This window comes from Haloarcula sp. DT43 (assembly GCF_037078405.1).
Classification (GTDB): Archaea; Halobacteriota; Halobacteria; order Halobacteriales; family Haloarculaceae; genus Haloarcula; species Haloarcula brevis.
On the sequence record NZ_JAYMGZ010000001.1, the window covers coordinates 391,996 to 417,403 of the forward strand.

25 protein-coding genes are annotated in these 25,408 nt (G+C 63.2%); 11 read left to right on the plus strand and 14 right to left on the minus strand.

Annotated features, from left to right (window positions below; genetic code table 11):
• Positions 1-4: 4 nt before the first annotated feature.
• The 3 genes from VI123_RS02130 to VI123_RS02140 all read right to left on the minus strand — a co-directional run bounded on the left by VI123_RS02130 (position 5) and on the right by VI123_RS02140 (position 1,143).
• Positions 5-232 carry a hypothetical protein gene (locus VI123_RS02130; RefSeq protein WP_336336424.1) on the minus strand — a complete coding sequence of 76 codons (228 nt, stop codon included), beginning with the start codon at positions 230-232 and terminating at the stop codon, positions 5-7.
• A 189-nt stretch (positions 233-421) separates the two neighbouring features.
• Complete coding sequence (locus VI123_RS02135; protein ID WP_336336425.1) at positions 422-544, minus strand: hypothetical protein; 123 nt, start codon at positions 542-544, stop codon at positions 422-424.
• A complete protein-coding gene (locus VI123_RS02140; RefSeq protein ID WP_336336426.1) occupies positions 544-1,143 on the minus strand; it encodes a hypothetical protein in 600 nt (199 codons plus the stop codon). Before VI123_RS02140 ends, VI123_RS02135 begins: the two co-directional genes overlap by 1 nt.
• 117 nt (positions 1,144-1,260) lie before the next feature.
• Between VI123_RS02140 and VI123_RS02145 the strand changes: the two genes are divergently transcribed.
• Together VI123_RS02145 and VI123_RS02150 are read left to right on the plus strand one after the other, a co-directional pair.
• Complete coding sequence (locus tag VI123_RS02145) at positions 1,261-1,500, plus strand: HTH domain-containing protein (protein ID WP_336336427.1); 240 nt, start codon at positions 1,261-1,263, stop codon at positions 1,498-1,500.
• Between the two features lie 1,550 nt (positions 1,501-3,050).
• Positions 3,051-6,968 carry an Eco57I restriction-modification methylase domain-containing protein gene (locus VI123_RS02150; protein WP_336336428.1) on the plus strand — a complete coding sequence of 1,306 codons (3,918 nt, stop codon included), beginning with the start codon at positions 3,051-3,053 and terminating at the stop codon, positions 6,966-6,968.
• Here VI123_RS02150 and VI123_RS02155 read toward each other — a convergent pair whose 3' ends face one another.
• From VI123_RS02155 to VI123_RS02185, 7 genes are all read right to left on the minus strand, one after another.
• On the minus strand, positions 6,969-8,108 hold the full coding sequence (locus VI123_RS02155; protein WP_336336429.1) for a type I restriction enzyme HsdR N-terminal domain-containing protein: 1,140 nt from the start codon (positions 8,106-8,108) through the stop codon (positions 6,969-6,971).
• Positions 8,109-8,549: 441 nt separating this feature from the next.
• Entirely contained in the window at positions 8,550-8,990 is a 441-nt protein-coding gene (locus tag VI123_RS02160; RefSeq protein WP_336336430.1) for an acyl-CoA thioesterase, read from the minus strand.
• Positions 8,991-9,079: 89 nt separating this feature from the next.
• Positions 9,080-9,628 carry a KH domain-containing protein gene (locus tag VI123_RS02165; RefSeq protein WP_336336431.1) on the minus strand — a complete coding sequence of 183 codons (549 nt, stop codon included), beginning with the start codon at positions 9,626-9,628 and terminating at the stop codon, positions 9,080-9,082.
• Positions 9,629-9,687: 59 nt separating this feature from the next.
• Positions 9,688-10,623: a serine/threonine-protein kinase Rio1 gene (gene rio1, locus VI123_RS02170; protein WP_336336432.1), complete on the minus strand. Its 936-nt coding sequence runs from the start codon at positions 10,621-10,623 to the stop codon at positions 9,688-9,690.
• Between the two features lie 42 nt (positions 10,624-10,665).
• Entirely contained in the window at positions 10,666-10,953 is a 288-nt protein-coding gene (gene eif1A / locus VI123_RS02175) for a translation initiation factor eIF-1A (protein ID WP_336336433.1), read from the minus strand.
• 116 nt (positions 10,954-11,069) lie between these two features.
• A complete protein-coding gene (locus VI123_RS02180; protein WP_336336434.1) occupies positions 11,070-11,195 on the minus strand; it encodes a hypothetical protein in 126 nt (41 codons plus the stop codon).
• The gene (locus VI123_RS02185; protein WP_336336435.1) at positions 11,188-12,711 is read right to left on the minus strand and encodes an aldehyde dehydrogenase family protein; all 1,524 of its coding nucleotides are present in this window, start codon (positions 12,709-12,711) and stop codon (positions 11,188-11,190) included. Before VI123_RS02185 ends, VI123_RS02180 begins: the two co-directional genes overlap by 8 nt.
• 185 nt (positions 12,712-12,896) lie before the next feature.
• Between VI123_RS02185 and VI123_RS02190 the strand changes: the two genes are divergently transcribed.
• The gene (locus VI123_RS02190) at positions 12,897-13,613 is read left to right on the plus strand and encodes a helix-turn-helix domain-containing protein (RefSeq protein ID WP_336336436.1); all 717 of its coding nucleotides are present in this window, start codon (positions 12,897-12,899) and stop codon (positions 13,611-13,613) included.
• Here the strand turns inward: VI123_RS02190 and VI123_RS02195 are convergent.
• Complete coding sequence (locus VI123_RS02195) at positions 13,610-14,446, minus strand: proline dehydrogenase family protein (protein WP_336336437.1); 837 nt, start codon at positions 14,444-14,446, stop codon at positions 13,610-13,612. The genes VI123_RS02190 and VI123_RS02195 overlap by 4 nt on opposite strands.
• A 71-nt stretch (positions 14,447-14,517) precedes the next feature.
• Positions 14,518-15,477 carry a proline racemase family protein gene (locus tag VI123_RS02200; RefSeq protein ID WP_336336438.1) on the minus strand — a complete coding sequence of 320 codons (960 nt, stop codon included), beginning with the start codon at positions 15,475-15,477 and terminating at the stop codon, positions 14,518-14,520.
• Positions 15,478-15,617: 140 nt separating this feature from the next.
• On the opposite strand from VI123_RS02200, the gene VI123_RS02205 reads away from it, so the two are divergent.
• The 8 genes from VI123_RS02205 (at position 15,618) to VI123_RS02240 (ending at position 22,135) form a co-directional block, all read left to right on the plus strand.
• Positions 15,618-16,868 (plus strand): ABC transporter substrate-binding protein, encoded by a 1,251-nt coding sequence (locus VI123_RS02205; RefSeq protein WP_336336439.1) that lies wholly within the window; start codon positions 15,618-15,620, stop codon positions 16,866-16,868.
• 30 nt (positions 16,869-16,898) lie between these two features.
• Positions 16,899-17,816, plus strand: a complete 918-nt coding sequence (locus VI123_RS02210) for a branched-chain amino acid ABC transporter permease (RefSeq protein ID WP_336336440.1) — start codon at positions 16,899-16,901, stop codon at positions 17,814-17,816.
• Entirely contained in the window at positions 17,813-18,922 is a 1,110-nt protein-coding gene (locus VI123_RS02215) for a branched-chain amino acid ABC transporter permease (protein WP_336336441.1), read from the plus strand. The genes VI123_RS02210 and VI123_RS02215 overlap by 4 nt, the downstream gene beginning before the upstream one ends.
• Positions 18,915-19,727: an ABC transporter ATP-binding protein gene (locus tag VI123_RS02220; RefSeq protein ID WP_336336442.1), complete on the plus strand. Its 813-nt coding sequence runs from the start codon at positions 18,915-18,917 to the stop codon at positions 19,725-19,727. The genes VI123_RS02215 and VI123_RS02220 overlap by 8 nt, the downstream gene beginning before the upstream one ends.
• Positions 19,724-20,446, plus strand: a complete 723-nt coding sequence (locus VI123_RS02225; RefSeq protein ID WP_336336443.1) for an ABC transporter ATP-binding protein — start codon at positions 19,724-19,726, stop codon at positions 20,444-20,446. The genes VI123_RS02220 and VI123_RS02225 overlap by 4 nt, the downstream gene beginning before the upstream one ends.
• Positions 20,447-20,530: 84 nt before the next feature.
• Positions 20,531-21,421 carry a DMT family transporter gene (locus VI123_RS02230; RefSeq protein WP_336336444.1) on the plus strand — a complete coding sequence of 297 codons (891 nt, stop codon included), beginning with the start codon at positions 20,531-20,533 and terminating at the stop codon, positions 21,419-21,421.
• 46 nt (positions 21,422-21,467) lie between these two features.
• Positions 21,468-21,878 (plus strand): SCP2 sterol-binding domain-containing protein, encoded by a 411-nt coding sequence (locus VI123_RS02235; RefSeq protein ID WP_336336445.1) that lies wholly within the window; start codon positions 21,468-21,470, stop codon positions 21,876-21,878.
• Positions 21,879-21,916: 38 nt separating this feature from the next.
• On the plus strand, positions 21,917-22,135 hold the full coding sequence (locus VI123_RS02240; RefSeq protein WP_336336446.1) for a DUF7470 family protein: 219 nt from the start codon (positions 21,917-21,919) through the stop codon (positions 22,133-22,135).
• 4 nt (positions 22,136-22,139) lie between these two features.
• Here the strand turns inward: VI123_RS02240 and VI123_RS02245 are convergent, their stop codons facing one another.
• On the minus strand, positions 22,140-23,153 hold the full coding sequence (locus VI123_RS02245; protein ID WP_336336447.1) for a sensor histidine kinase: 1,014 nt from the start codon (positions 23,151-23,153) through the stop codon (positions 22,140-22,142).
• Positions 23,154-23,230: 77 nt separating this feature from the next.
• A complete protein-coding gene (locus VI123_RS02250; RefSeq protein ID WP_336336448.1) occupies positions 23,231-25,204 on the minus strand; it encodes a DUF460 domain-containing protein in 1,974 nt (657 codons plus the stop codon).
• Between the last annotated feature and the right edge of the window lie 204 nt (positions 25,205-25,408).

The window sequence follows — 25,408 nt, forward strand, 5'->3', positions numbered from 1 at the left end:
TCGGTCACTCAATCGGCGGTCGTAGGTCACGCCAGCGAAAATCAGCCGTCTCCTCATTTTCGAGTTCGACGCGAAAAATCACGTCGTCCCGTTCGTCGCCGGTCACTTCCCCGGCTTCGTCTTCCAGCACGTCCACGACCGTCCCGTGTAGCCCGTGGTATCGTTCGTGGTCGGGGTCGGTCGCATCAGGTATGTCCACCCGCACGCGGTCGCCCGTGGTGAATCTGCTCATTCGCGTTGTAACGCGATGAGGCGGGGGCGAAGTTAGTCCTTCCTGACCTCCGTCCACTCGCACCCACACGCCTCACAGGTGTAGTGTTCCTTTGTAACGGTCGGCTCGTCCTTCTCGAACATCCACACGTCGCTGTCATCGCCACAGCGCGGGCACGGTTCCTCTGTCTTCCAAGCGACGGGCATCGGATTACTCGTCGCGCTCCTTTCGCTGTTCTATCTCTTGCTCATAGACCCGGTCGGGGTCAGGTTCCGTCTCGGGGTCGCTGTCCCCAATATCCCCGAGGTGTGCGGGGTCGCGTTCAAGAGCCATTATCGTTCCTCCGGTAACTCGTAGCACGCAAAGCAGGGAAGTGAATCAGCGTCCGGCCCCGGACACCACTCCTCGCCGTTCGGACACTCGCGTTCGGCTTCGATGAGGGCGGGCGTGTCATCGCGTGTGTCCTCGGGAGATTCAAACGACTCCCCGGCTTCCTCACCGACGACACCCCCATCTGTTACGGCGCGAACGGGGCTTCGAGCGGTTTGTAGCCCGAGGTGGGAATCTATCGCGTCGGTGTCGGCCCACAACGGGATGGCCGTCTCCCCGGTCGCGTAGTGAACACGTCGCTCGTGTTTACATCGTTCATCGGATTCGAGATTGTAGTGCGCGTCGGGACAATCGCATCGGCCCTCGCGTGTGTCAACGAGGTATTCCGAGCCGCTTTCCGAAACAACGAGGTACAGGTCATCAGCACCTTTCACTCTCCCCGTCTCGGGAAGGACGGTCATCTTCTCGGTCAGCGCACGAACGGCTCGCTTCGGCAGGTCGGTGGGGTTTTCACCCGTTGGATTGCTACGTTGCATTGGCTTTCTGGCACCACAGAAGGCCACCGTCCGGCGCTCCAACGCCGGGCGTTTTCCGAACTCCACGCCCCGAGGGAGGCGACCTTCTCACCTATTCCTACGACGGTACTTGTGATAAGTCTTCCCGTTGTATCTCGAAGGAATAGGAGAAAACCTATCCCTCGCCCGCGTGTACGTACAATTATGACCAACGACACATCCCGTCCGCGAGGAGAGGGGGGAGAGTACGTAGAGGAGATAACTCCCGAGGATGCCCTCGCGGTTTTCACAGACAACGAACCACTCACGGCGAAAGAAGTCGCGGAAGAACTCGGCGTAGTTCGACGGACAGCCTACAACAAATTGGACAAACTCAAAGAACGGGGCGACCTCCGAAAGAAGAAGGTCGGCTCACGAGCAGTAGTCTGGTGGCGACCGGAGTGAGCAAACGAATCAAGAGCGCGATGAGGCCGGGCGTAAGTTCTGCGGTGGGTTAGAATCCATCAGAACCTTAGGGATATTGAAGTACACAGCAGAACCCCACACTTAGCCTCTATCCCCGCCTCATCGCACCCCAACTTGTGAACTACACTACGGTCGGCGCGCGCCGGTTAGCACACGCGGGGCCGAAGCGCGCACACAGTATAGTTGCCCCGTGAGAGAAATTTCTCTATCAGAGATGCAATTTGGGGGTTCACACGCCTCGACACCGCTTCGACAGGAGAGGAAATGCGAGAGAGATAACTCTCGACAAACTCCCGATTTTTCGACATAGCGAGTCTGGAAGACCTGAGTCTATGGGGCCTACAAGAACGCGCAAATTCACCTTCTTGTGCCTACGTAAGTTTGCTCCTGAGCGGCCCGGGGACGTGGTGCAGGAGTTAGAGTGAATAATATAATAAATATTGGATATTAAGAAATCTGTTATTTTTGTTTATCGCTCTCCTCGATGCGTTTACCACCTCTCGGGGAAGCGCGACGAGGGGCGCGGAGGTCGGGCCGAACGTTCACGGCTATACTCAACGTGTTGCAAGACAGTTCGCCAATCTACGGGGGATTACACAAGAAACCACCAACTCGTGTAGACACTCTCCATAGGTTACACTCACATAGTCCAGATTAGAGTTAGCATCACAGGTCTATACTGTGGGCAATTCACATTTCAGTTCAAGTAGTTCAACTCACAGCAAAGATTTGGTACGAATCCCTGCCTCATCGTAGATAAACTTACGAATGAAACATAGGTAGCCTCACTCTATAGTGGCCCATTAGATGCACCACATCGCAGGGCGCACGCGTGGGGCGTGCCGCAACACGACCAGAGAGGGCGTGCCACAATCGCGTCTAAGCCCACTCAGCCATACGACAAGTTGCTGTGGATGTTTGAGGCACCGAGGAAGGGGAAGTATCCTCTCGGTCGAAAGATTGTCTCAGGAACGACACAGTACCATCTGGAGAGATTCTCACCGATGCGCTTGGAGCGAGGACGATGCGTAGTTCGACACCCCTGACTCCCCACCCATCTTCTCGTCAATCCTAAGCACTCTGATAAGCCGGTGGGCAACTTTCGTGGGTGGCTGAATACCTTTCATCAAAGAAAAATGAAACCGCGTAGGGAGCCGCACAGAGCGTCCTGTGACAGAGTGATTTCAAGCCGATTTCGGGGTAAATCAGGAACACCACCGAGAGCCACCGATTGAGTGGGGTGAGAGAAGCCACCTGTGGCCTCATACGAACCGAGAGGGCGTTTCTGATAACTCCGAGAGGGATACATCATATCAAGAAAATAAACCGCTCTACGAGCCTGCTCTGCGTTTCGGGTGCTGTCAGTAGGAACCCAAGGCCCGGATTCGTGAAATCCAGAGGTGATAATTTACTAAATTTATCTGGTATTTTTGGCACTATTCACTATTTGCTTATGTATTTTCAAGTCATTTGCCCCTCATCTCGCAACTCACTCACCTTTTTGACGAGTGAACGAATGGAACTGATTAATGCCGGACTCCTCCGCTCTCCACGACTCCATTCGTTCGATTGCCGAACAAACGGACGAAGATATGAGCGAGCGCGACGTAGAGAATCTGTTTCTGGAACGCGGCTTCTACGATGCGCTCGACTACGAGGGAACAGGAACCGACCTCCGAAGCGAGTTTACACTTCCCGACGACCGACGCCCGGACTACATCACTCTCGACTCGAACGAAGCCGTGACTGCGGTGTACGAGTTCAAAACCACCGGGCGCGACCTCCCACCTCACGAATCGCAACTATTCGGGTATATGGAGTTCTTGCGGGCTGAGTACGGGGTTCTAACCAACGGCGAGGAATTACGCCTCTATCGACGCGGCGAAGACCGCCCCCTCATCGCGGCGTCGATGGCGTCGATTACTGAGAGTGATGCCCGCGACCTCGTGAGTGCGCTCCAGAAACGCGAGTTCGACCTCACGAGTGCCGACGACGTGAATCAGTTCCTCGAAGACCTCGACCCCATTCCGCTGGACGAACAAGCGGAACTCGGACAGGAACACTTCTTCGACACCTTCCGGCTCGAAGAAGGCAGTCCGTTCGCCGACCTCGTGACGGGGCTAATGGACTTGCTCGAAGAACTCCGCGATGAGCAAGAGGCGAAGTTCGTCAAGGGGGCCTACGACTTTTGGGAAGCGACCTACGCGAGCGAGCCGGACGAGGTACCAGATTCGTGGGAGCCGTTTATAGACGGGAATCAGTCGCTACGGGACTTTATGTTCTGTCTCGAAAGCGGCCACGCCCTCCTCGCGCGGCTCCTCTTGGCGAAGGCCACGGAAGACCACGACTTCTTCGCCGGTACCGGCTACGAAGGGATGGACGACTACTTCCGAGGCTTACAGGGCTTCGGTCAGAGTATCAACCTTGACGCGTTCCCCGTCGCCGCCGACAACCTCATCGACGATATGCAGGAGCAGTTAGTTGAAGGGCTGTTCCAAGACGACATTTTCGTGTGGTGGACTGACGGCTACGCGGAAGAAATATCGCGGGGACACGAGACTGGTGCGAGTCAGTTCGAGGCCGTGGCGACTGGTCGCGGTGATGAGGGCGGCGTGACCCGTATCAGTGAAGCCACCCGCAATCGCTTCAGCCGAGCCGTCGCAGAGGTCTTCTTCAACGTACTACGGTTCGACTTCGCCGACGTAGAAGGCGACCTCCTCGGCGACCTCTATCAGCGGTACTTCGACCGGGAAACCCGAAAAGCACTTGGAGAGTTCTATACTCCACAGCCGGTGGTTGACTACATTATGGATGGAGTTGGGTACGAGCGTGGTGTCTCGAACGAGCGCCTTATCGACCCGTCCTGCGGGTCTGGAACCTTCCTTGTCGAAGCCGTCGAGCGTTATATACAAGAGATTGAACGCTATGAAGACGACCCAAACTGGAAAGAACACCTCCAAGACCTCTGTACCCGCCCCCGCGTCGTCGGACTCGACATTCACCCCTTCGCCGTCCTGATGGCACAGATTCGGTTCGTCGTCGCAATCCTTCCCGCCTACCGCGAAGCGAAGCAGTCCCATCCCGACTACACCATTCGACGGCTCCCCATCTACCGGACGGACACCCTACGCAACGAGCGTGAACTGACCGGGGCCGACCTCGGCGACGACGGCTCCCGACAGATGACTTTCGACGCGATGACCGAGGACGAGCAGGACGTGAGGATTCCCGTTCCACTTCCCGTGGAAGTTGATGAAGATGAAGCCGCCGAGACGGAAGATGGGTTCCTCGTCCGTCGCGTTCGGATGCCGCTGTTCGATACGATTCAATTGGAGACGGGTGTGAACAACTTCGGGGAGTATTTCGCGGCTCTACAAGGGGTACTTGACACCGTCAAAGACCATATGGCCCTCGCGGAGGAGTTCGGTGGCGACTTCGATTGGACGTACCAGAGCGGCCTTGAGGAACGAATCAACCAACACACCGAACGGGAATATTCGGGCGTGGAGGAGTTCTTCGCCCCTTACGTTGATGATATGCTTGAGAACGTTCGGTATCTCAAGGAAGAACACAACGACGGGCGGCTGTTCAAGATGTTCGAGGACACCGTGCTGGCGCTCGTCGTGAAGAACTATATGGAGTACGACTACGTCGTAGGCAATCCCCCCTATGTTCGTGTCCAACACCTTCCCGACCGGCAGAAGGAGATGCTTGACCGACTCTATGATTCCCCCTCTGGAAACTACGACATTTACTGTGTTTTCTACGAGCGTGGGCTGGAGTTTCTGAAAGAGGAAACGGGGAAACTAGGATACATTACCTCAAATCAATTCCTGCTAACAGACTACGGTGAAGGAATCAGACGCGTACTGCTTGAAGAAGCGGCGATTGAAGAAGTATATGATTTCAGAGATTCGGGTGTCTTTGAGGACGCCGCTAATCTCCCGGTGATTCTCTTTGCTCGTGATGAGCCGGATGACGAAGTACGACAAGAAAACCAGATTCGATGTTCCCGAGTCAAATCCAACATCACCGAACATAGTCAGAATAGACTTGACGAGGAGGTTGTCGAATCCATACGTGAACATCGAGACGAATCGAGATATAGTGACCAGTACATCGATATTTTTGATTTCCCTCAAACGAAGTTAGATTCCCAATTCTGGTCATTAATGCCACCCGAGGAGTTGGAGGTCTTCGAGAAGTTAGAGAGACAGCAAAATTCCACATTAGGCGAAGTGACAACATCTATCTCCTCGGGGACTCAGACAAGTGCAAATAAGGTTTACATCGTTATTCCACAGGATGCAGACCGAATTGACCCGTCGGATTCTGGTGAAACTGTTACTGTAGTTCCCCTTGGTGAGGAGCAGGAGTATGAGATTGAAACAGACTTACTCAGACCGTGGTTACAGGGTATTGATGTTCAGCGGTGGCGTGGGGATTGGGCAGGTCAGCACGTAATATTCCCATATCATATAGAAGAAAATGAAGACGGTGAACCAGACCCACAACTCTATCAGAAAGAAGAACTGAGTGAACAGTTCCCAAAAACGTGGGACTTCTTTAAGGAATTTGAAAATAAACTCCGAGGGCGAGAAGGAGGAAGATGGGAGAACAGCGATGTGTGGTGGGAGTTCGGCAGACCTCAGAACTTAGAGAAGTTCCGGCTACCAAAAATAATCAATGCAGATATGGCTGGAAATGCTCGATTTATGATTGATGAGAAAGGTGTGTGGCATTTCAAAACACCCTATGGAATATATCTTGAATCTGACTTACAATCGAAGACAGAACGTGTCGCCTGTCTCGTCAATTCCAAAACTTTGGACTTCTACCTCAAACATATCGCCCCGATGCTATTAGGCGGAAAGTATCGGTATCAGTCCCGCTATCTTGAAGAACTCCCATACGCGGATATACGAAGTGGAGACATACCGGAACGCCTCGATGAGGCTGTTAAGCCGATTTTGAACGCTCTGGATACACAGAACAAGACTGGCAGATTCCCTGAGGCCTACCTCGGTGACTTCGACGGCGAACTCGACTACATCACCTACGAGTGGCAGACGCGTCGGTATCCAGTCAACGCCGAAGTGCAGGGAGACGTGGAGGGCGACTTCACGGTACAGGCAGGACGGTCGGACGTAATCAACGACCCTGCGATGTACTCCGACGACCGTGAGGCCCGGAAACGCCGCGCCGAGTACGTCCACGCCGCCGTGGATGGTCGCAACGTCAAGAGTGGTGAGGAAACGACCATTCCCATTCCCCGGAGTGACGATGGCGTTGAGGAACTGCTGAGCCGTCTCGATGACGACCGCGATGAGGTGGCGGCAACGAACATCGAGGAACTGGAAAGAGAGATTGACGACGCCGTATATGACCTGTTTGACCTGACCGAGGACGAGCGCGAGGTCGTGGAGGACTACCTCGAAGTGTTCTGATTACTCTGCCCCGTCATCGGATTGCCACTCGCACAAAAACTCTATAGTTAGCCCAACTTCCTCTGTAAGGTCACGAAGACGAGTCTCCTTACCTGTTGTATTGAGCGAGGTGTGAAGGAAATAGCCGTTCGTCAGTTCGTATGGGCGTCTCATCTCCTCGCCGTTAGGGTGTACTGGTTCGTTGTTGATAGAGCAGTTCTTCCGGGCGCGAGGTGGAAAGTGCGGAATTTCGAGTTCATCAATCAGGTTGTACTCCTCTATCAGAAAGTCCACCGCCGCGCCCATATTCTCCTTCTGCTGTGTCTGAATCTCTGTACTATCTCTTGGTATAATCGTGCCATCAGAGAATCGCACGACGTAGCCCTGTCTATCCTTAATTTCCCCTCCGTCGTCATTGGGTGATGTACTGACTGCTTGTTGTGGATTCGCGCCGTCATCTACATTTTCGGAGGGTTTCTCACTTACAAAGTGTCGCTGTTCACGGAGTATAGAGACAAGATTCTGCACGAACTCCCGAGATTGTCCCTCAAGGTCTATGGTGAGTTCTCCAACATCACTCTCCACCGCTTCAGTAACGGACTTGGTAATGTTGTCTTCGTTTTCTTGCAGATAACGAATTGCCCGATTCGTCTGCGCAACCTGCTCGGCTATTTCGTCGGATTTTCCCGACCGTATCGATTCCTTGGTCAGAAGTTCCAACACGTTCGGGTTCTCGGCGAGGTCATCGAGGTCAAATTGAACGACAGATACCTCCTCACCGCCGTTCTGGTGGCGGTTTTTTGTTAATACCTCAAAGGACTTCCCGTTAGTCAGAATCCCCCAATCCACATCCAGTTCCTGTCTCATATAACTCCGCAACTGTTGCACTTCGCTATCTGTGAGTGTGGCGCGAACTGGTTTGGCTTCAACGAAGGCTACTGGTGAATCGCCCACAAGGAGAGCGTAATCAACGTGTGTACTGCCCGATGCCATTGGGACTGTGTACTCCAGCGCAACTTCGGTAGAGTAGAGATTCCAGCCAAGAAGTTCGAGGAACGGCTGAACGAGTTTAACCTTCGTGTTTTCCTCGTCCATTTGCGGTGATGACTCAATGAGTTGCTGACACCGCTGGACATATTCGCTAATTTCGTCCCTTTCCATTACAAGTCTGTGCGTAACGAGTGGTTTTAAAAGATGGTGTAAACGGAACAGATTCGTGAGGAAAGGTTCTGATTCACTATCCACACCGACGCTAAACATCACGAGATGTTACTCCGATACACTCGGAACGTCTCGCCGCCTCATCGTACCGGATTGTTTGTTACGCCACTCTAATTAGCGAAACAGACTGGTCTTGGTTCGGCATATGCGGGTCTAACCGGGTGTTCTTTAAGTGTGGCATTAGTATGACCTCGTAAGAGCAGTCGAAGTGGGAAGATAACCGGCAAATTCCCCCTCAAAACGCCTGATTCAGGGTAGCGGCCCTGCGCGTCCTTGGTAAGGACGAGACCCCGGATTCAAATTCCGGTCGAGGCTTCTCACGCGAACTATCTGCGCGGAGTCCCATCTCCGCACGACTCTTGTGTGCATGTGAAAGGACCGTTACCGCTCGGGCTCCTCGGCCAGCGCTCTGTCCCGCAGTTCCCGGCACTTCTCGCCTTTGACGGTCAGTTCGGGGACGGCGGTCGGTTTGCCGTCCTCGATGGCGACGAAGGTGGCGTAGGCGCTGGTGGTCTGTTCGGTCTCGCCGGTTCTGGGGTTCTCGCGCGAGACTTCGATGCGGACGCGGACGCTCGTCCGGCCGGTGGCGTAGGCGTAGGACTCGACGAGTGCGGTGTCGCCGATAGGGATGGGGCGCTCGAAGTCGACGCGGGACATCTGGGCGGTCACGCAGGTCTCCCGGGCGGCCCGCATGGCCGACATCGCCCCGATTTCGTCCATCCACTTCATGACGATGCCCCCGTGGGCGCTCTCGTAGTTGTTCGCGTGGGTCGGCTGGACGCGTTCGCGGTTGACGATGTGCGTGTCGGCGACGGCTGGCATACCTCTCCGTAGCGCGTGTCGCGGGAAAACGGTGTGGGGCGGCGTGCCGGGGACGCGCTCGTTCTGTCCCCGCCGGCGTCTCGACCGGCTTACCCGGTGAACTGGTGGTATTCGAGGCCCTTGTGCTTCATCTCGTTGTGCTTGCGTTCGAGGAACGAGTACACGGAGCCGTGTGGCGCGCCGTCGAGAATCATCTCGGCGGCCTCCCGGACGGCGTCGACCTGCTCGGGGCCGCCGATGATGCCGAGCGTCGACCCGTAGATGACGACGGCCGCGCCGGAGAGTTCCTGCATCAGCTCCCGCGTCCGGCCGTTCTCGCCGATGAGCCGGCCCTTCTGTCGGCGGAAGTCGTTCTTGTTGCGGGAGGCGGCCTCGATGTCGATGAGTTCGAACATCATCATGTCGTCGTCGAGCAGCGCCAGCGCGTCGTCGGGCGCGAACCCGCGGCCGATGGCCTTCACGATGTCGGGGCCTTTCAGCGCCGTCACGGGGTCGCCCACGGTCTCGACTTTCACCGTGCCGTCCTCGGAGTCGATGTCCAGTCGGACCTCTGCGCGCTCCTCTATCTCGCGCATGGTCTCACCGCCCTCGCCGATCAGCACACCGATACGGTCCTGCGGAATCTTCACGTGTTGCATAAGTATACCTCCTTTTAGGAGGGTCTGCCTGTTTAAAACTTCGGCGTCGGTCACGTCGTCTACTCCTCGTCGCGGCGGTCCGCGGGGGTCCCCTGCGGGACGGCGTCGTCGTCGCTGCCCGGCGCGGTGTCCTCGTCGTCCTTCGGGGTTGCATGCTCGCGGACGTACGCGAGCAGGTCCTCGGGCGTGGTGTCGACGCCCTGTCTGGCGAAGAAATTGGCGACGTTGCGACAGTCCCGTTCCAGGAACTCGTCGGCGTTAGGGTGGTGGATGGTCACCGCCTGCCCGAGGTCGATGATGTACAACTGCCCTTCGTGGAAGACGATGTTGTACTCCGAGAGGTCGCCGTGGACGAGGCCGGCGTCGTACAGCCGGCGGGTGTACTCCTTGACGACTTCGTAGGCGGTCTCGGGGTTCTCGATGTGGACCTCGCTCAGGCGCTTGCTGCGGCCGTCCTCGGTCCCGAGGTACTCCATCACGAGGACGTTGCGCTCGACGGCGATGGGCTCGGGCGTCCGGACGCCGGCCCGGCGGGCGCGTTTGAGGTTCGAGGACTCCTTGCGGACCCACGCGGTGACGACCTTCTTCTTGTCCGAGCCGATGCCCTCGAAGCGGGGGTCGCCGTCGAGGTAGCCCCGCATGTCCTTGAAGTCGGAGGCGTTGATGCGGTACACCTTGACGGCGACCTCCGTGTCGCCGGACAGCGCGGTGTAGACGTTGGCCTCCTTCCCCGTGGAGATGGGGCCGCCGAAGGCGTCGATGTGGCCGTCCTGGACGAGCTTGTACAGCGCGCCGTAGGTGGCGTCGTCGAAGACGCTGGCCTCGACCTTGAACTGGTCGGCGTCCTTGATTCGCTTGCGGAACTCGCTGAACTCGCGGTCGCGCTTGCGCGCGATGCGGTCGGCCTCCGTGTCCGAGACGTCGAGCTCCTCCCACTCGTCGCCCGGTGCGTCGGCCTCGTCAGTGTCGAGGAGGCCGAACTGCCCCTCGGTCACGCTTGCGCCCCCGTCTGCGCCGCGGCAACGAGCATACGGTCGTTACTCCTGGATGTGTCCCTCCTCGCGGAGCTGGTCGGCGTCCTGCTTCTCGTAGCGCCAGGTGATGTCGGCCTTCTCGTCCTGCCAGTCCCACGGCTCCACGAGGACCACGTCGTCCTCGCGTATCCAGATGCGCTTTTGCATCTTGCCCGGAATCCGGGCTGTCCGCTCGACGCCGTCCATACAGCGTACCTTGACGCGGTTCGCGCCGAGCATGTCCGTGACGACGGCGAACACCTCGTCCTCTTCGGGCATCCGCAGGTTCTTTCTGCTGTCGTTGTCGCTCATAGTCGGTACTTCGACGGGGAGAGGTTTAAGGTTTGGAAAAGTCGAACCGCGAACGGGGTCCGAAGTCCCCGACACGGGGTGGGACAGACGCCGGGGACGGGAACGACGGCGATGGCTCAGTCGGCGCCGAGACGGCCGACCCACGCGCAGTCGGTGCAGGTCTCGATGCCCGTCGCGGTGGTCGTCTCGCCGCGACAGCGCGGGCAGACGGTACCGGCGGGCGCGGCTCCGGCTTTACTCATCGGTGATGATGTCCGCCGACAGACCCTGTGCCATCTCGATGTCCTTGGAGTTGTTCAGCGTCCAGGCGGTGCGCTCGGTGACGGCCTCGATGACCTCGCGGCCGCTCGGGAGGCCGTTGCCGGACTTCTTGACGCCGCCAAACGGCAGGTGGACCTCCGCGCCGATGCACGGGAGGTTCCCGTAGGCGAGGCCGATTTCGGCCTCGTCGCGGAACTGGTTTATCTGGCGGTAGTCCTCGGAGATGATGGCCCCGGCCAGCCCGTAGTCGACGCTGTTGTGCATCTCCAGAGCGCGGTCGAAGTCGCCCGAGTACTCCAGCAGCGCGACGTGGGGGCCGAACACCTCCTCGTTGATGCAGCGCAGGTCCTCGTCGTAGTCGATCTCGTAGACGAACGGGCCGACCCAGTGGCCCTCCTCGTGGCCGTCGGGAATCTCGTCGGCACCCAGGTCGGCGCGGTCGACGAGGACGTCCGCGCCCTCGTCGCGGGCCAGGTCGTTGTACTTCCGGAACTTCTCTACCTGTCCGGCCTCGATGAGCGGCCCCATGAAGGTGTCTTCCTCGAGCGGGTCGCCGACGGCGATGTCCTCGGCGATGTCGACGAAGCGCTCCTTGAACTCGTCGTACACCTCCTCGTGGACGATGAGGCGCTCGGAGGAGACACAGCGCTGGCCGGTCGTCTTGAAACTGGACATCACGGCCGAGTGGACGGCGACGTCGAGGTCGGCCTCTTCGGTGATGACGACGGCGTTCTTCCCGCCCATCTCGCAGGCGGCGATCTTGCCGGGCTGGCCGCCGACCTTCGAGGCGATCTTGTGGCCGACCTCGGCGCTGCCCGTAAAGAGGACCGTCTCGACGCGGTCGTCCTCGACGATGGCGTTGCCGGCGTCGCCGTAGCCCTGGACGAGGTTGAACACGCCGTCGGGGATACCCGCGTCCTCGAACATCTCGGCGACGATATGGGCGCACCACGGCGTCTGCTCGGCGGGCTTCCAGACGACGGTGTTGCCCTCGACCAGCGTGACGGCGAGGTGCCAGAACGGGATGGCGACCGGGAAGTTCCAGGGGGTGATACAGCCGACGACGCCCTTGGGCTTGCGGCGCATGTAGGCGTCCTTGCTGGCGATTTCGGAGGGGACCACGTCGCCGTGGGGATGGCGGGCGTTGCCGGCGGCCCACTCGACCATGTGCCAGGACTCGGTCACGTCGGCCAGGCCCTCGCTTATCTCCTTGCCACACTCCATGGTGACGATTTCGCCCAGTTCCTCGTGGCGGTCCCGCAGTTCGTGGTAGATGTCCCAGAGGTACTCCGCGCGGTCGATGTGCGAGAGCGAGCGCCACTCGTCGTAGGCGTCCTCCGCGGCGGACAGCGCCCGGTCGACGTCGTCTTCGGTCCCGCGATGGAACGAGGCCAGTGCCTCGCCGGTCGCGGGGTTCTGACTCGTGAACGTCTCCTCGCCGGTACCGGTCGTCCACTCGCCGTCGATGTAGTGTCGTCGTGAGTCGTCCGTACTCATGGTAGGTACTGTACGCGTCCCCCACCAATATGTTCCACCGCCCATGGTCAGGGGTTGCCGGCCCGGCGGGCCGCCGGAAACACGGTCGAATCTACCATGGTCGGTGTTCCCCTTATGAACCGCACCTTTATTGGCGTCCATAGCGTGACCATTCCTACCAACCCCTCATGTGGAGGGTTCACACTATGAGCGAAGCGCAACTCGAAGACGGCGGACTCCAGTTGACCCTGAGCATCTGGCACCCGGACTGCTGGACGCTCGAAGTCACCGACAAGACGGCGGCCGGGCTGTTGGCCCACGGCGTGTACAACACCCAGAACGGCAGCGTGAAGGGCCTGTTCACGGCCTACGCGGACAGCATCAGCGACGTCGAGGACCTCGTCGACGCGACCCGCGAGTCGTCGCTGACGGACTCGGTGCTGGAACTGCGCGAGCGCCACGGCGCGACCGGGACGGGCTCCACGCCGGGGAACACCACCCGCGAACTGTTCGTCGAGTACGACCCGGACAACACCATCAGCGACAGCCTGCTCTCGCGGGGGTTCATCCACAACGACCCGGTCCGGGTCAGGCACGGCCGCGAGCACTGGCCGGTGTTCTTCCCGGACTCCCGCGACGAGGCCGAGTCGCTCCTCGAAGAAATCCGCGAGGAGCAGTCGGCCGACATCGAGGTGACCCGCATCACCTCCGCCGGCGGCAGCAACCCCAAGCAGCTCCGGCGGATGGACCGGCTCTCGGACAGCCAGCGCGAGGCGTTCGAACTCGCCCGGCAGGAGGACTACTACGCCTGGCCCCGGGGCATCTCGACGCGGGAACTCGCGTCGAAGCTCGGCGTCTCGAAGACAACGCTGCTGGAACACCTCCGGAAGGCCGAGGCGAAACTGCTCGACCCGGACGCCTAGCTCAGGACCGCACGGACCGCGAACAGGGCGTTCTCCTTGCGCTCGCGGACGCGCCGGTAGAAGTACGAGAACCACTTGTCGCCGTAGGGGATGTACTGGTAGGTCGGGACGCCCGCGGCGGCGAGGTCGCGCTGGGCGTCGTCGCGGACGCCCATCAGCATCTGCACCTCGTAGTCCGTGCCGTACTCGTCGTGGAGCGCCTTCGCGTGGTCTATCATCGCCGGGTCGTGGCTGCCGACGGCGATGCCGCCCTCGAACGTCTCGAACATCAACTCCAGACAGTCCCGGTAGGCCTCGTTGACGCGCTCTTTCTTCCTGTAGGCGACCTCCCTGGGCTCGGAGTAGGCCCCCTTGACCAGCCGGACCTTCCCGGGGAGGGACGCGAGCCGTTCGAGGTCCTCGGGGGTGCGCTTTAAATTCGCCTGCGTGCAGACGCCGACGCCGCCGTCGTGGGCCGTCACAAGCCGCTCGTAGGCGTCCAGCGTCACGTCCGTCGTCGTGTAGTCCTCCATGTCGACCCAGACGAAGACGCCGCGGTCGTCGCCCGCCGCGACGATGCGTTCGAGGTTCTCGACGAACACGTCGTCGCCGACATCCAGCCCTATCTGCGAGGGCTTGACCGAGATACAGCAGTCGAGACCGCTCCGGTCGATTTCCGCTATCAGGTCGACGTACTGGTCGGCGTCCTCGTCGGCCGGCCGGCGCTCGTCGTAGTGCTCGCCCAGCAGGTTCAGGATGCCCGTGATGTCGTCGTCGTTGAGCGACGCGACGTGGTCGAGCGCTCCCGGCGCCGTCTCACCGGCGACGAAGTTGTTGGCTATCGGCGGAATCATTACCGAATCTACGCCACTATATGGGCCTAAACGCACCCCCTACCAAAAAAATCACTCCTTGTAGGATGAAATCAACCGATGGTGAAGCTCCCGAGCGTGTCGTTTCCGTCCCGGTAGAACGTGTGCTCGCCCGTGACGTGGGCCGTCCCCGAGACGACGGGGCTGGTGACGGTGACGCCGTCCTCGACGCGGGTGTCGGCGATGTACCCCTCGAACGTCGACCCGACCGGCCCGGTCACTTCGATGCGCTCGCCGACAGCGAGGTCGCCGTCGGCGTGGTGGAGCGTCAGCCGCGCACACGTGCCCGTCCCGCAGGGGGAGCGGTCGACGGAGCCGTCGGCGAACACCACACAGCTCCGGCCGTCGCCGGCGGTGAGTTCGACCGCCGCGACGGGGGCCGGCTCGCCGGTCGTCGGGTCCGTGGGCGCGGCGTCGTTGACCGCCCGGCGGAGGGCAAGCGCGGGTTCGATGCACTCCGCGGCGTCGTCCAGCGTGACGCCGAGGCTGTCGGCGTCGACGACGGCGAAGTAGTTGCCCGCGTAGACGACTCGTGCCTCGGCCGGGCCGCCGTCGCGGTCGACGGTGACCGTCTCACAGACGTAGCTGTCGACGTTCTCGAAGGCGACCCGGCGGACGCGCCCGTCGGCTGTCTCGACTGTCACGTCGACCAGCCCGGCCGGGGTCTCGACGGTCAGTTCGGGCGACGCCGGGAGGTCGCCCCGTTCGACGAGCGCGGTCACGACCCCGATGAGGCCGTGGCCGCACATGTCCAGGTACCCCTCCGTGTCCATGAAGAAGACGCCGAGGTCGGCCCGGTCGGTCGGGACCGGGACCGCCCCGAACATATCCGCGTGGCCGCGCGGTTCCCGCATCAGCAGCGCCCGGACCCCGTCGGCCGTGGCCGCGAACCGGTCGCGTTTGTCCCGGACGGTCTCGCCGGTGAGTGCGCCGTCCTCGATGCCGTCGAGCACGATGCGGGTCGGCTCCCCGCCAGTGTGCGTGTCAGTCGTGATGAACTCCGTTCGTTCCATAGCCGTACCGGTACTCTGTACGGGAAACGCGTTCCAGAAGTATTAATTCACGGCTTCCCCTGTGCCGGCCAGAACGTGGAACCTACCATGGACGGGGACACGGTTATACAGGGAGTTCGAAAAAAGGATATCAGTATACCATGAACGACGATGACACGCGTTCGATTGACAGGCGAAGCGTAATCAAAGCCGCCGCAAGCGCCGGCCTCGTCGGCCTCGCCGGCTGTTCCGGCGGCGAACCGACGGACTCCTCGACCGAGTCGGGCGGGGAAACCTACACCATCGGGATGGTGGACAGCCTCTCCGGGTCGCTGTCCGCGTTCGGGCAGCGGAACCAGCGCGGCAAGGAAATCGCGCTCGACGACGTCAATTCGGTCGGCGTCGGCGGCGGCGAACTGGCCATCTCACAGCAGGACGACCAGAGCACGAGCCAGGGCGGGGTCAGCGCGGCCCAGACCCTGGTCAACCAGGAGGGGGTCCCGCTGCTCATCGGGACGGTCGGCAGCGGCGTCAGCACGGCCATCTACGAGAGCGTCGTCCAGAACACGGACGTCGTCCAGATAAGCCAGAACAGCACCAGCCCGAACCTGACGAACTACCCCGGCCTGCTCCGGATGCCGCCGGCCGGCAACGCACAGGCGGCGGCGATTGCGTCGCTCCTCGAGGAGGACGGCAACGAGTCCGCCGCCCTGGCCTGGATTAACAACGACTACGGCCAGTCCGTCGGAGAGGCCTTCGTCGACTCCTACGACGGCGACATCGTCTACAACGAGCCCCACGACCAGGGCCAGTCCTCCTACAGCAGCACCATCTCCTCGATGTCCGACACCGACGCCGACGCGTGGGTGTTCATCACCTATCAGCCGGAGTTCGCCACGATGTCACAGGAAGCGTTCGACCTGGGCGTCACCGACCAGGCCGCCTGGTACGGCGGCGACAGCGTCAAAGGGCCGAAAGTCCTCGAATCCGCTCCCCAGGGCAGCCTCGACGGGATGAAGGCCGTGGTCCCGAGTGTCCCCCAGGACGCGGAGAACTACCAGGCGTTCGTCTCGGAGTTCGAGGACCGCTTCGGCGAGGAACCAACGTCGTGGTCGGCCTACGCCTACGACGCCGTGGTCGTCAGCGCGCTCGCCATCGAGGCCGCCGACGAGTTCACCGGCGCGGCGCTCAGCGAGGTCGTGCGTGACGTGACCCGCCCCGAGGGCGAGGAGGCGACCTCCTACGAGGAGGCCCACGAAATCCTCGCAAACGGCGGCTCGCCGTCGGACGTGGACTACACCGGCGTGAGCGGCCCCATCGACCTCGACGAGAACGGCGACCCCGTCGGGCTGTTGCAGGTGTTCGAAGTCGTCGACCACGCGTACGAATCCGGCGGCTTCATCGAGGGCTAAGGCGGCCGCGACCCTTTCCCATTCTCACCAATGGCGCAGATATTACAGTACCTGGCAAACGGGCTCGTCTTCAGTAGTATCATCATCCTCGGGAGCATCGGGCTCTCGCTGGTCTACAGCATCGCCGACTTCGCGAACTTCGCCCACGGCGATACGATGACCCTGGGCGCGTACGGGGCGTTCGTCGCCTTCGGCGTGTTCGGCGGTCTCGGCGGCACCGCCCTCGGCCTCCCTATCGGGTTCTTCCTGGCTCTGGCGGTCGGGATGGCGCTTGCGGCCGTCGTCGCCGTCCTCACTCACCTCCTCGTGTACAAGCCCCTCGACACCGATTCTATCGGGCTCCTCATCACGAGCATCGGCGTGGCGTTCGTCTACCGCGCGGTGTTACAGGCCATCTTCGGGACGGACTTCCTCCAGTACGACATCTCCCGTAGCGGACCGATTCCGGTGCTGCTCGAGACGCTCGACGTGGCGGTGACACAGCGGGACCTCGCTATCATCGTCAGCGCGGCGGTGCTCGTCGTCGCCCTGCACCTCCTGCTCCAGCGGACGACGCTGGGCCGGAAGATGCGCGCGACGGCCGACAACCCCGACCTCGCACGGGTAAGCGGCATCCGAACCGACCGCGTCATCCTCGTGATGTGGGTCGTCGGCAGCGCCCTGGCCGCCGCCGGCGGCGTCTTCCTCGCGCTGTACAGCCAACTGGACCCCCGCATCGGCTTCAACATCCTGCTGGTCGTGTTCGCCGCGGTCATCCTCGGCGGCATCGGCTCGGTGTACGGGGCGATGCTCGGGGGTCTCCTCATCGGGATGCTCCACGAGCTGACGCCGCTGCTCAGCGACGTCGGCCTCCCTGTCAGCAACGCCTACGCGCCGGCCGTCGCGTTCGTCATCATGGTCGCGGTACTGCTCGTCAGGCCCCGCGGCATCGCGGGTGATGCGTCATGAGCACGCTCGACGTCGGTGGGTACTCCTCGCGGGAGAAAGGCGTCGCGGGGCTGCTGGGCGCGCTCGCCGCGCTCCTCCTGCTGGCGGTCCTCACCGGCTTCCTCGCCCCGGCGTACCTGCTGTACCTCGTCGGGCTGTCGGCGATGTACATGCTCCTCTCGATGGGGCTGAACGTCCAGTGGGGGTACGGCGGCATGATAAACTTCAGCGTCGCGGCCTTCTTCGGCCTCGGCGCGTACGGGACGGCGCTGCTGACGGCGTCCGGCTCGCCCATCGCCGGCGGCGTCAGCCCCGTCGTCGCGCTGTTTGGCGGCCTCGGCCTCGCCGCGGTGCTTGCGGTCATCATCGGCTACCCGACGCTGAAGCTCCGCGACGACTACCTGGCCATCGCGTCGCTGGGGCTCGCGGAGGTCGTCCGCATCTTCATCCTCAACGAGTCGCAGTGGACGGCGGGCAGCGCCGGCCTGACCGGCATCCCGCTGTTTTTCTCCGACTGGCCCGTCCTCGGCGACCTGACCTATCCGTACGTCTTCTACGTGGGCGGGACCCCGCTGTTTTACACGACGCAGTCGGTCGTCACCAGCCTGCTGAACGTCGTCCTCGTCACGGTCATCGTCGCGGCGGTCTACCTGTTCCTGCGCCGCATCCACCGGTCGCCGTGGGGCCGCGTCCTGCGGACGATTCGGACCGACGAGGACCTCGCGGAGACGCTGGGCAAGAACACGTTCGCGTTCAAGATGCAGGCGTTCGTCATCGGGAGCCTCATCATGGCGCTCGCGGGCGTGTTCTACTCCCACCTCGTGTTGTTCGTCAGCCCGCAGGACCTCCAGCCCATCACGACGTTCTACGTCTGGGTCGCCGTCATCCTCGGGGGCACGGGCAGCGACCGCGGCGCGATGCTGGGCGGGTTCACCATCGTCGCCATCCAGCAGGGGACCCGCTTCCTGACCGACACGGGCGCGCTGCCAATCGGCGCGGCACCGCTCCGGCTCATGCTGGTCGGCCTGCTCATCATCTTCATCGTCAGGCTCCGCCCGGAGGGAATTCTCCCGCCGGAGCGGGAACTCATCTGGCCCGACTCGCTGGGCGGTGGTCGGGATGAGTGAGCAGTCGCTCGTCTCCGACGGCCCCGTCCTCGGGAAGGACGACCCGGTGTTGCGCGCGGAGGGACTGGAGAAGCGCTTCGGCGGTCTCGTGGCGACTGACGACGCGTCCATCGAGGTCGAACGCGGCACGATAACGGGCCTCATCGGTCCCAACGGGGCCGGGAAGTCGACGCTGTTCAACCTCGTCTCGGGCTTCTACGAGCCGGACGCCGGTTCCGTCGCGGTCAACGGCGTCGACGTGACCGGCAAGAAGCCCCACGAAATCGCCGACCAGGGAATGATTCGGACGTTCCAGACGCCGCGCAAACCGGAGGGGATGACCGTCCGGGAGGCGCTGCTGGTCGGGCCACACGACCAGACCGGGGAGTCGATTATCCCGCTGTTTACCGACTCCGCGACCGTCGAACGGGAGGAACGGCGCTCGTTGGAGCAGGCCCAGGCGATGCTCGAACGGTTCGAAATCGGCGACCTGGCGACCCAGCCCGCGACGGACCTCTCCGGCGGGCAGATGAAACTGGTCGAACTGGCCCGCGGGATGATGGCCGAGCCCGACCTGCTCCTGCTCGACGAGCCCGTCGCCGGCGTCAACCCCGTGCTGGCCGACAAACTGGCGGGGTTCATCGAGGAACTCAACGAGGAGGGCATCACCTTCCTCATCATCGAACACGACATGAACTTCATCATGCGGCTGGCCGACCCGATTGTCGTCCTCAATCAGGGCAGTGTCCTCGTCGAGGGGCCGCCAGAGGCGGTCCGGAGCGACGAGCGCGTCATCGACGCCTACCTGGGGGGGCCCTCGGAATGACCGACCCCATCCTCACCGTCGACGGCGTCGACAGCGGCTACGGCGAGGTGCAGGTGCTCGACGACCTCTCGCTGACGCTCGGCGAGGGGGAAATCGCCTGCCTCGTCGGCCCGAACGGGGCCGGCAAGTCCACCGTGCTCAAGACGGTGTTCGGTATGCTGGAGCCCTGGACCGGCTCGATACGGCTCGGCGAACGCGAAATCGGCGGGATGGCTCCCGAGGACATCGTCCGTATCGGCGTCGGCTACGTCCCTCAGACCGAGAACGTGTTCGGCTCGCTGACCATCGACGAGAACCTCCGGATGGGCGGGGTCGCCCGCGACGGCGGCCTCGACGAGGTCGTGACCGAACTGTACGACCGGTTCCCCATCCTCGACGACAAGCGCACCGCGAACGCGAAGACGCTCTCGGGCGGCCAGCGGCAGGTGCTGGCCTTCGCCCGCGCGCTCGTGATGGAGCCCGACGTGTTGCTCATCGACGAACCGAGCGCCGGGCTGGCCCCCAACACCGCGAAAGAGGTGTTCGAGGACGTGGTGACGGTCAACGAACTCGGCACCTCCATCCTGATGGTCGAGCAGAACGCCCGCGAGGGGCTGGGCATCTCCGACCGCGGGTTCGTCCTCGACCAGGGGACAGTCAAGTTCGAGGGCGAGGCCGACTCGCTGCTCGACGACCCCGAGGTGTCCCGGCTGTATCTCGGCGGCGAATCGCGCCGCTGATACCGCTGCCGTTCCAAGGTCCGAACCGAGTATGAGTACGATGCTATCTCTCTCCCCTACCGTAGTTGCGACCGACCGCACACGATGAGCCGGCTGGACCGAGCGCTCGGCGTGTGCGCCCCGCTCCTGGCTGCGGTCCTCTGGGGCGGGATGTACGTCGTCAGCAAGTGGGGGTTCGGAGAGATTCCGCCCGTCACGCTGGGGTTTCTCCGCGTCGCCCTCGGGGCGGTGCTGCTGGTCGCCATCGTCAAGTCGACCGTCGCCACCCGCTCGCCGACCAGGACGGACTGGCGTGGGTTCGTCGCGCTCGGCGCGCTGGTGACCGCGACCATCGTCACGCAGTTCGTCGGGACGGACCTGACGACCGCCAGCCAGGGGTCGCTGCTCACCGTTGCCACCCCGGTCGCCGCACTCTTGCTGGCCGCCGTCGTCGTCGACGAGCGACTCACCCGCGCGAAGGGTGTCGGCGTCACGCTCGCCATCGCCGGGACGGCGCTGGTCGTCGCCGACAGCGGGCTCAGCGGCCACCTTGACCCGGTCGGCGTGCTCGCCCTGCTGGGCGCGAGCGTGACGTGGGCCGCCTACACCGTCTGGGGCAAGCCCCTCGTGGCGCGCTTCTCGGCGCTCGAAACCGCCACCTACGCCACCGTCGCGGCGACGCCGATGCTCGCGGTCCTGTCGGCCGGCGAACTGTGGCTGCTTGGCCGCTCCGTCGGCTCGCTCCCGACCGACCCCGCGGTCCTCGGCGCGGTCGCGTATCTGGGCGTGTTCGCCACCGCGGCGGCGTGGTACCTCTGGTACAAGGGCCTGGAGTACGTCGACGCCGGCACCGTGTCGGTGGTGTTCGCCGCCCAGCCGGTGGTCGGGACCGCGCTCGGCGCGGCCCTGCTCGGCGAGCGGGTCGGCCCCTGGTTCCTGGTCGGCGGTGCCCTGCTGCTGGCCGCCGTCGTGGTCGTCGGCCGGGCGCGGGCGTAGTGCCGGAGGACAACACAGAAAAGCCCCCCTCGCATATCGCCTGCCAATGACGGTGACGCTCCCGACCGAGGCCGACGACTGGGCCGCCGCGTGGCGCGACCGAATCAACGAGCGCTCCGCGTTCGCCGACAGCGCCGACGGCTTCACCGCCACGTTCTGTTTCGAGATTCGGGCCGACGACGCCTACGCCGGCGAACCGATACAGGTCGCCGTCGCCATCGAGGACGGCGTCTGTACCGCCGCGAACACGGCCGCCGACCCCGAGTACGACTTCGCGTTCCGCGGCCGCTACAGCGACTGGGTCACCATGCTGCAGGGCGACCTGGACATCTCGGCCGCGGCGATGGACGGGACGTTCGACGTCGAAGGCGACACGATGCGGCTGCTGCGCCGCCAGGAGACCATCGCCGAGATGGTCGCGGCGGCACAGAGCGTCGACACCGAGTTCGAGCACTGACCGACGGGCTTTTGTCCGCCCGCCGGACCATCACGGGTATGCTCGACAAACTCGGTGCGGTCGGCATCGCCGGCATCGTCGTCCTGCTCGCCGGCATCGGTCTCGTCGCCTGGAAAGCCCCCGTCGTCGCCGCCGGCATCGCCCTCGTCGTCGGCGGCCTCGGGCTGGTCGTCTACGGGCTCGTCACCACGCTGCTCGGCGCGTTCGGGCTCGGCGGCGGGATGGGTGGCGGCATGGGCGGCGGCGGCATGCCCTGACCCCCTAACAGGTCGTGTCCGCGTCGACGTCGAACTCGAACCGCGCCCCGCCCTCGTCGCCTTCCGTAACGTGTACCGCCCAGCCGTGGGCCTCGGCGATTGTCCTGACGATGTAGAGCCCGAAGCCGGTCCCGTCGGCCGCCAGCGACGCGCCCGGCTCGAACACCCACTCGCGGTCGTCGGGGTCGATACCCCGGCCGTCGTCCTCGACTGCGAACCCCTCCGCCGTCGGCACGACGCGGACCGTCAGCCGCCGCCCGTCGTCTTCCGGGCCGTGTGTCGCGGCGTTGGCGAAGACGTTCTCGAACAGGCGGAGCAGCCGCTCCCGGTCGCCCGCGACCAGTATCGGCGGCGGCCGTTCCAGAACCGCCCTCTCAGTCTCGACGTGGCTCCAGGCCGCCGCCGCCACGTCCGCGACGTCGAGGGTCGTCTCGTCGGTCGCCAGCGTCCCCTCCCTGGTCGCGGTTCGCATGTCGTCGATTATCGCCTCTAACCGTTCGAGCCCCGCTCTGGCGGCGTCGATGTGTTCCGAAGGCTCTGCCCGGGCGGCCAGTTCGAGGTGGCCGCTCGTGACGGTCAGTGGCGTCCGGAGGTCGTGTGCCAGGAGGTCGGCGAACTCCGAGAGCCGCTCGTTCTGTCGCCGGAGGTGCCATTCGCGCTCGCGCCGGGCCGTGATGTCGCGGCCGACGCCGCTGAACCCCTGTACCGTCCCGTCCTCGGCCGTGAGCAGCCGGCCGGTGAGTTCGAACCGCACCACGCCCTCCGTCGTCTCGGCCCGCGCTTCGACGGTCGTCTGGCCGACGTCGAACACCTCGCCGATGGCCGCCTCGACGGCCGCGCGGTCGTCCTCGACGAAGAACTCCGTCGGGGCCATCCCCGACAGTTCCTCGTCGGTCAGGTCGAACAGGTCGTTCAACCGAGCGTTCCAGTGGGTGAGCTGGCCGTCCGCGTCGTAGACGTAGAAGACATCGTCGAGCGTCTCGAGTGCGGCCGACAGGACACGACACCGGTCTTCCATGCCACAGAGAGGCCGTCGAGCAATATAACTTCTCAGTCCGGACCGTGTCACGCGCTGGAACCGCTGCCGGGGCCGGTTCAGTTCTCGCTCGTCGGCCGGTCGGCCCGGTGCTCGCTGATTATCTGGTCGACCATCTCCGCGTTCTGCTCCTTCCGGCGGTCGGCGGCGCGGTCCTCCCAGTCCTCGATGGCCGCCTCGATTTCGCTCTCGCGGGCGACGGCCAGTTCGTCCACCTCCTGGACGGTGACCAGCTCCGCCGGCGCGACGGGGACCTCGTTGTCGAACAGCACCTGGTCGGCCACGTCCGAGAGGTTGCCGTTCCGGAGGACGACTTTCGGGTCGATGTCGGCCAGCTGCTGGGCGGTCGAGCGTCCCGCGCCCGAGGCGTCCCGGAACATGACGATGTCGTCCTCGACGAGCCCGAACCGCTCGTCGGCGTCGGCGATGGCGTCCTTGGTGAACTGCTCGACGACCTTCACCGGCGTCAGCCCCTCCTGTTTCTCCGAGACGTCGGCGAAGTTCGAGTGGTCGAGCTTCCACAGCGCCTTCAGCCGGTCGAGCTTGTCGGCCAGCGCCTCGCGTTTCTCCTGTTCCGCCTCGACTTTCCGCTCCAGGGCGTCGTTGCGCCGCTGGAGCCGCGTCACCTCGCGGTCCTTCCTGACCTCGCGCCGACCCTCGCTGCGGGCCTTCTCCAGCTGTCTGTCCTTCTCCGAGAGCTGGTCGTTTTTCTGCTGTATCGTCTCCTTGAGGTCGTCGACGTGTGATTCGAGGCGCTCGATGCGGGCGTTCAGCCGCTTTATCTCCTTCTCGTCGTCGGTGAGCTCGCGGGGCTCGTGGGCCGTCGTGTCCTCGTCCTCGCCGTCGTCGTCGAGGTCACGCAGGACCGTCTCGACGCTCTCCCCGCCGGCGACGACGCGGTCGACGACCGGTCCCACGTCGTGCTGTGGCGGCACCTTGCTCGCGACGCGCTCGAACTGGTCGGCGTGGTGGTCGAAGGCATAGAGGGCGGCGGCCATCGCGTCCCGCTCGTGGTCGTTGTCGTAGCCCTCCTCGCGGGTCCGGTGTTTCTTCTCGTCGACCGGGAGGTCGGTGTCGGGCTCCCAGCCGGCGGCGCTAAAGGAGCGCCGGAGCTTCTCGACGGTCTCCGGCATCGGCGTCACGTCGGCGGCGACGACGACGGGCCGGCCGCGCTCGATTATCCACTCCGTCGTCGCGGCGGTGTCGTCGGTCCGCGAGGAGTACACGTCGAGCACGGTGCCGTCGAGGGAGACGATGGCGACGGCCGTCGTCGTCCCGGGGTCGACGCCGACGATGACGTGGTCGCGCCGCTTCGCCAGCGGCTTGAACTCGATGCCGTCGCGGCGCTGGCGCTCGATTTCGACGCGCGTGTCGCCCGACCGCGCCCTCGACACCGGGATGTCCTGCGGTCGCGCCGACACCCGGAACACGGCGTTGGAGAAGCCGCCGTACTTCTCGGTCACGTCCCGCTCGTACTCCAGGCCGGCGGCGTCCAGATCCGACTCGACCTCGCGGGCGCGCTTCTTGACCGCGCCGTGGATGCGCCGCGTGTAGCGGTCCTCGGACCAGCCGCCCTTGCCCGTTGAGCGGCCCCGGGAGACCTTCACTTCCGTCGTGTCGGTGAAGGCCGACACCTCCTGGCCGACGTTGGCGGCGGCCAGCCGGGCGGCGGCCTCGGCCTCCTCCATCGGGTCCTTGCCGTAGGGGACGCCGTGGCGCTTGGCGACCCGCGAGAGCGGTTCGGGCCGTTCGTCGCCGGTCACCTGCACCAGTTTCGTCTCGTCGGGGAGCGAGCCCAGGACGTGAATCAGGGCGTCCTTGTCCTCGGCGAGTTCGTACATGTTGTCCGTCGCGACGATGGCCGGCGCCTCGGCCTCGATGCGCCGGCGGAGCTTCCGCCGCGAGACCACGTCTCGCTCGACTGATTCCCCGTCGAAGACCACCAGCGCGTACGACGGCGCGTCGCCGCGCACGTCGCCGCTCTGGATGTCGACACCGAAGACGACCGCGTCGAGCGCTGCCGTGCGGTTCACGGGCCACAGTAGGCGACGGTCGATTATAAATCCGTTCCGAGCACGCACGGTCGTATTTTCCTTTCGCACGAATCGGTAGACTACGCGTGGACAACCGCCAGAAAGCCCCGACTGTCTCGACTCGGGGGGCTCGCTGCGCGCTTCCCTCGCTTCGCTCGGTCCAGTGCTTGCGTCGCCCGCCGTCGCCGAGACAGTCGCCCCTTT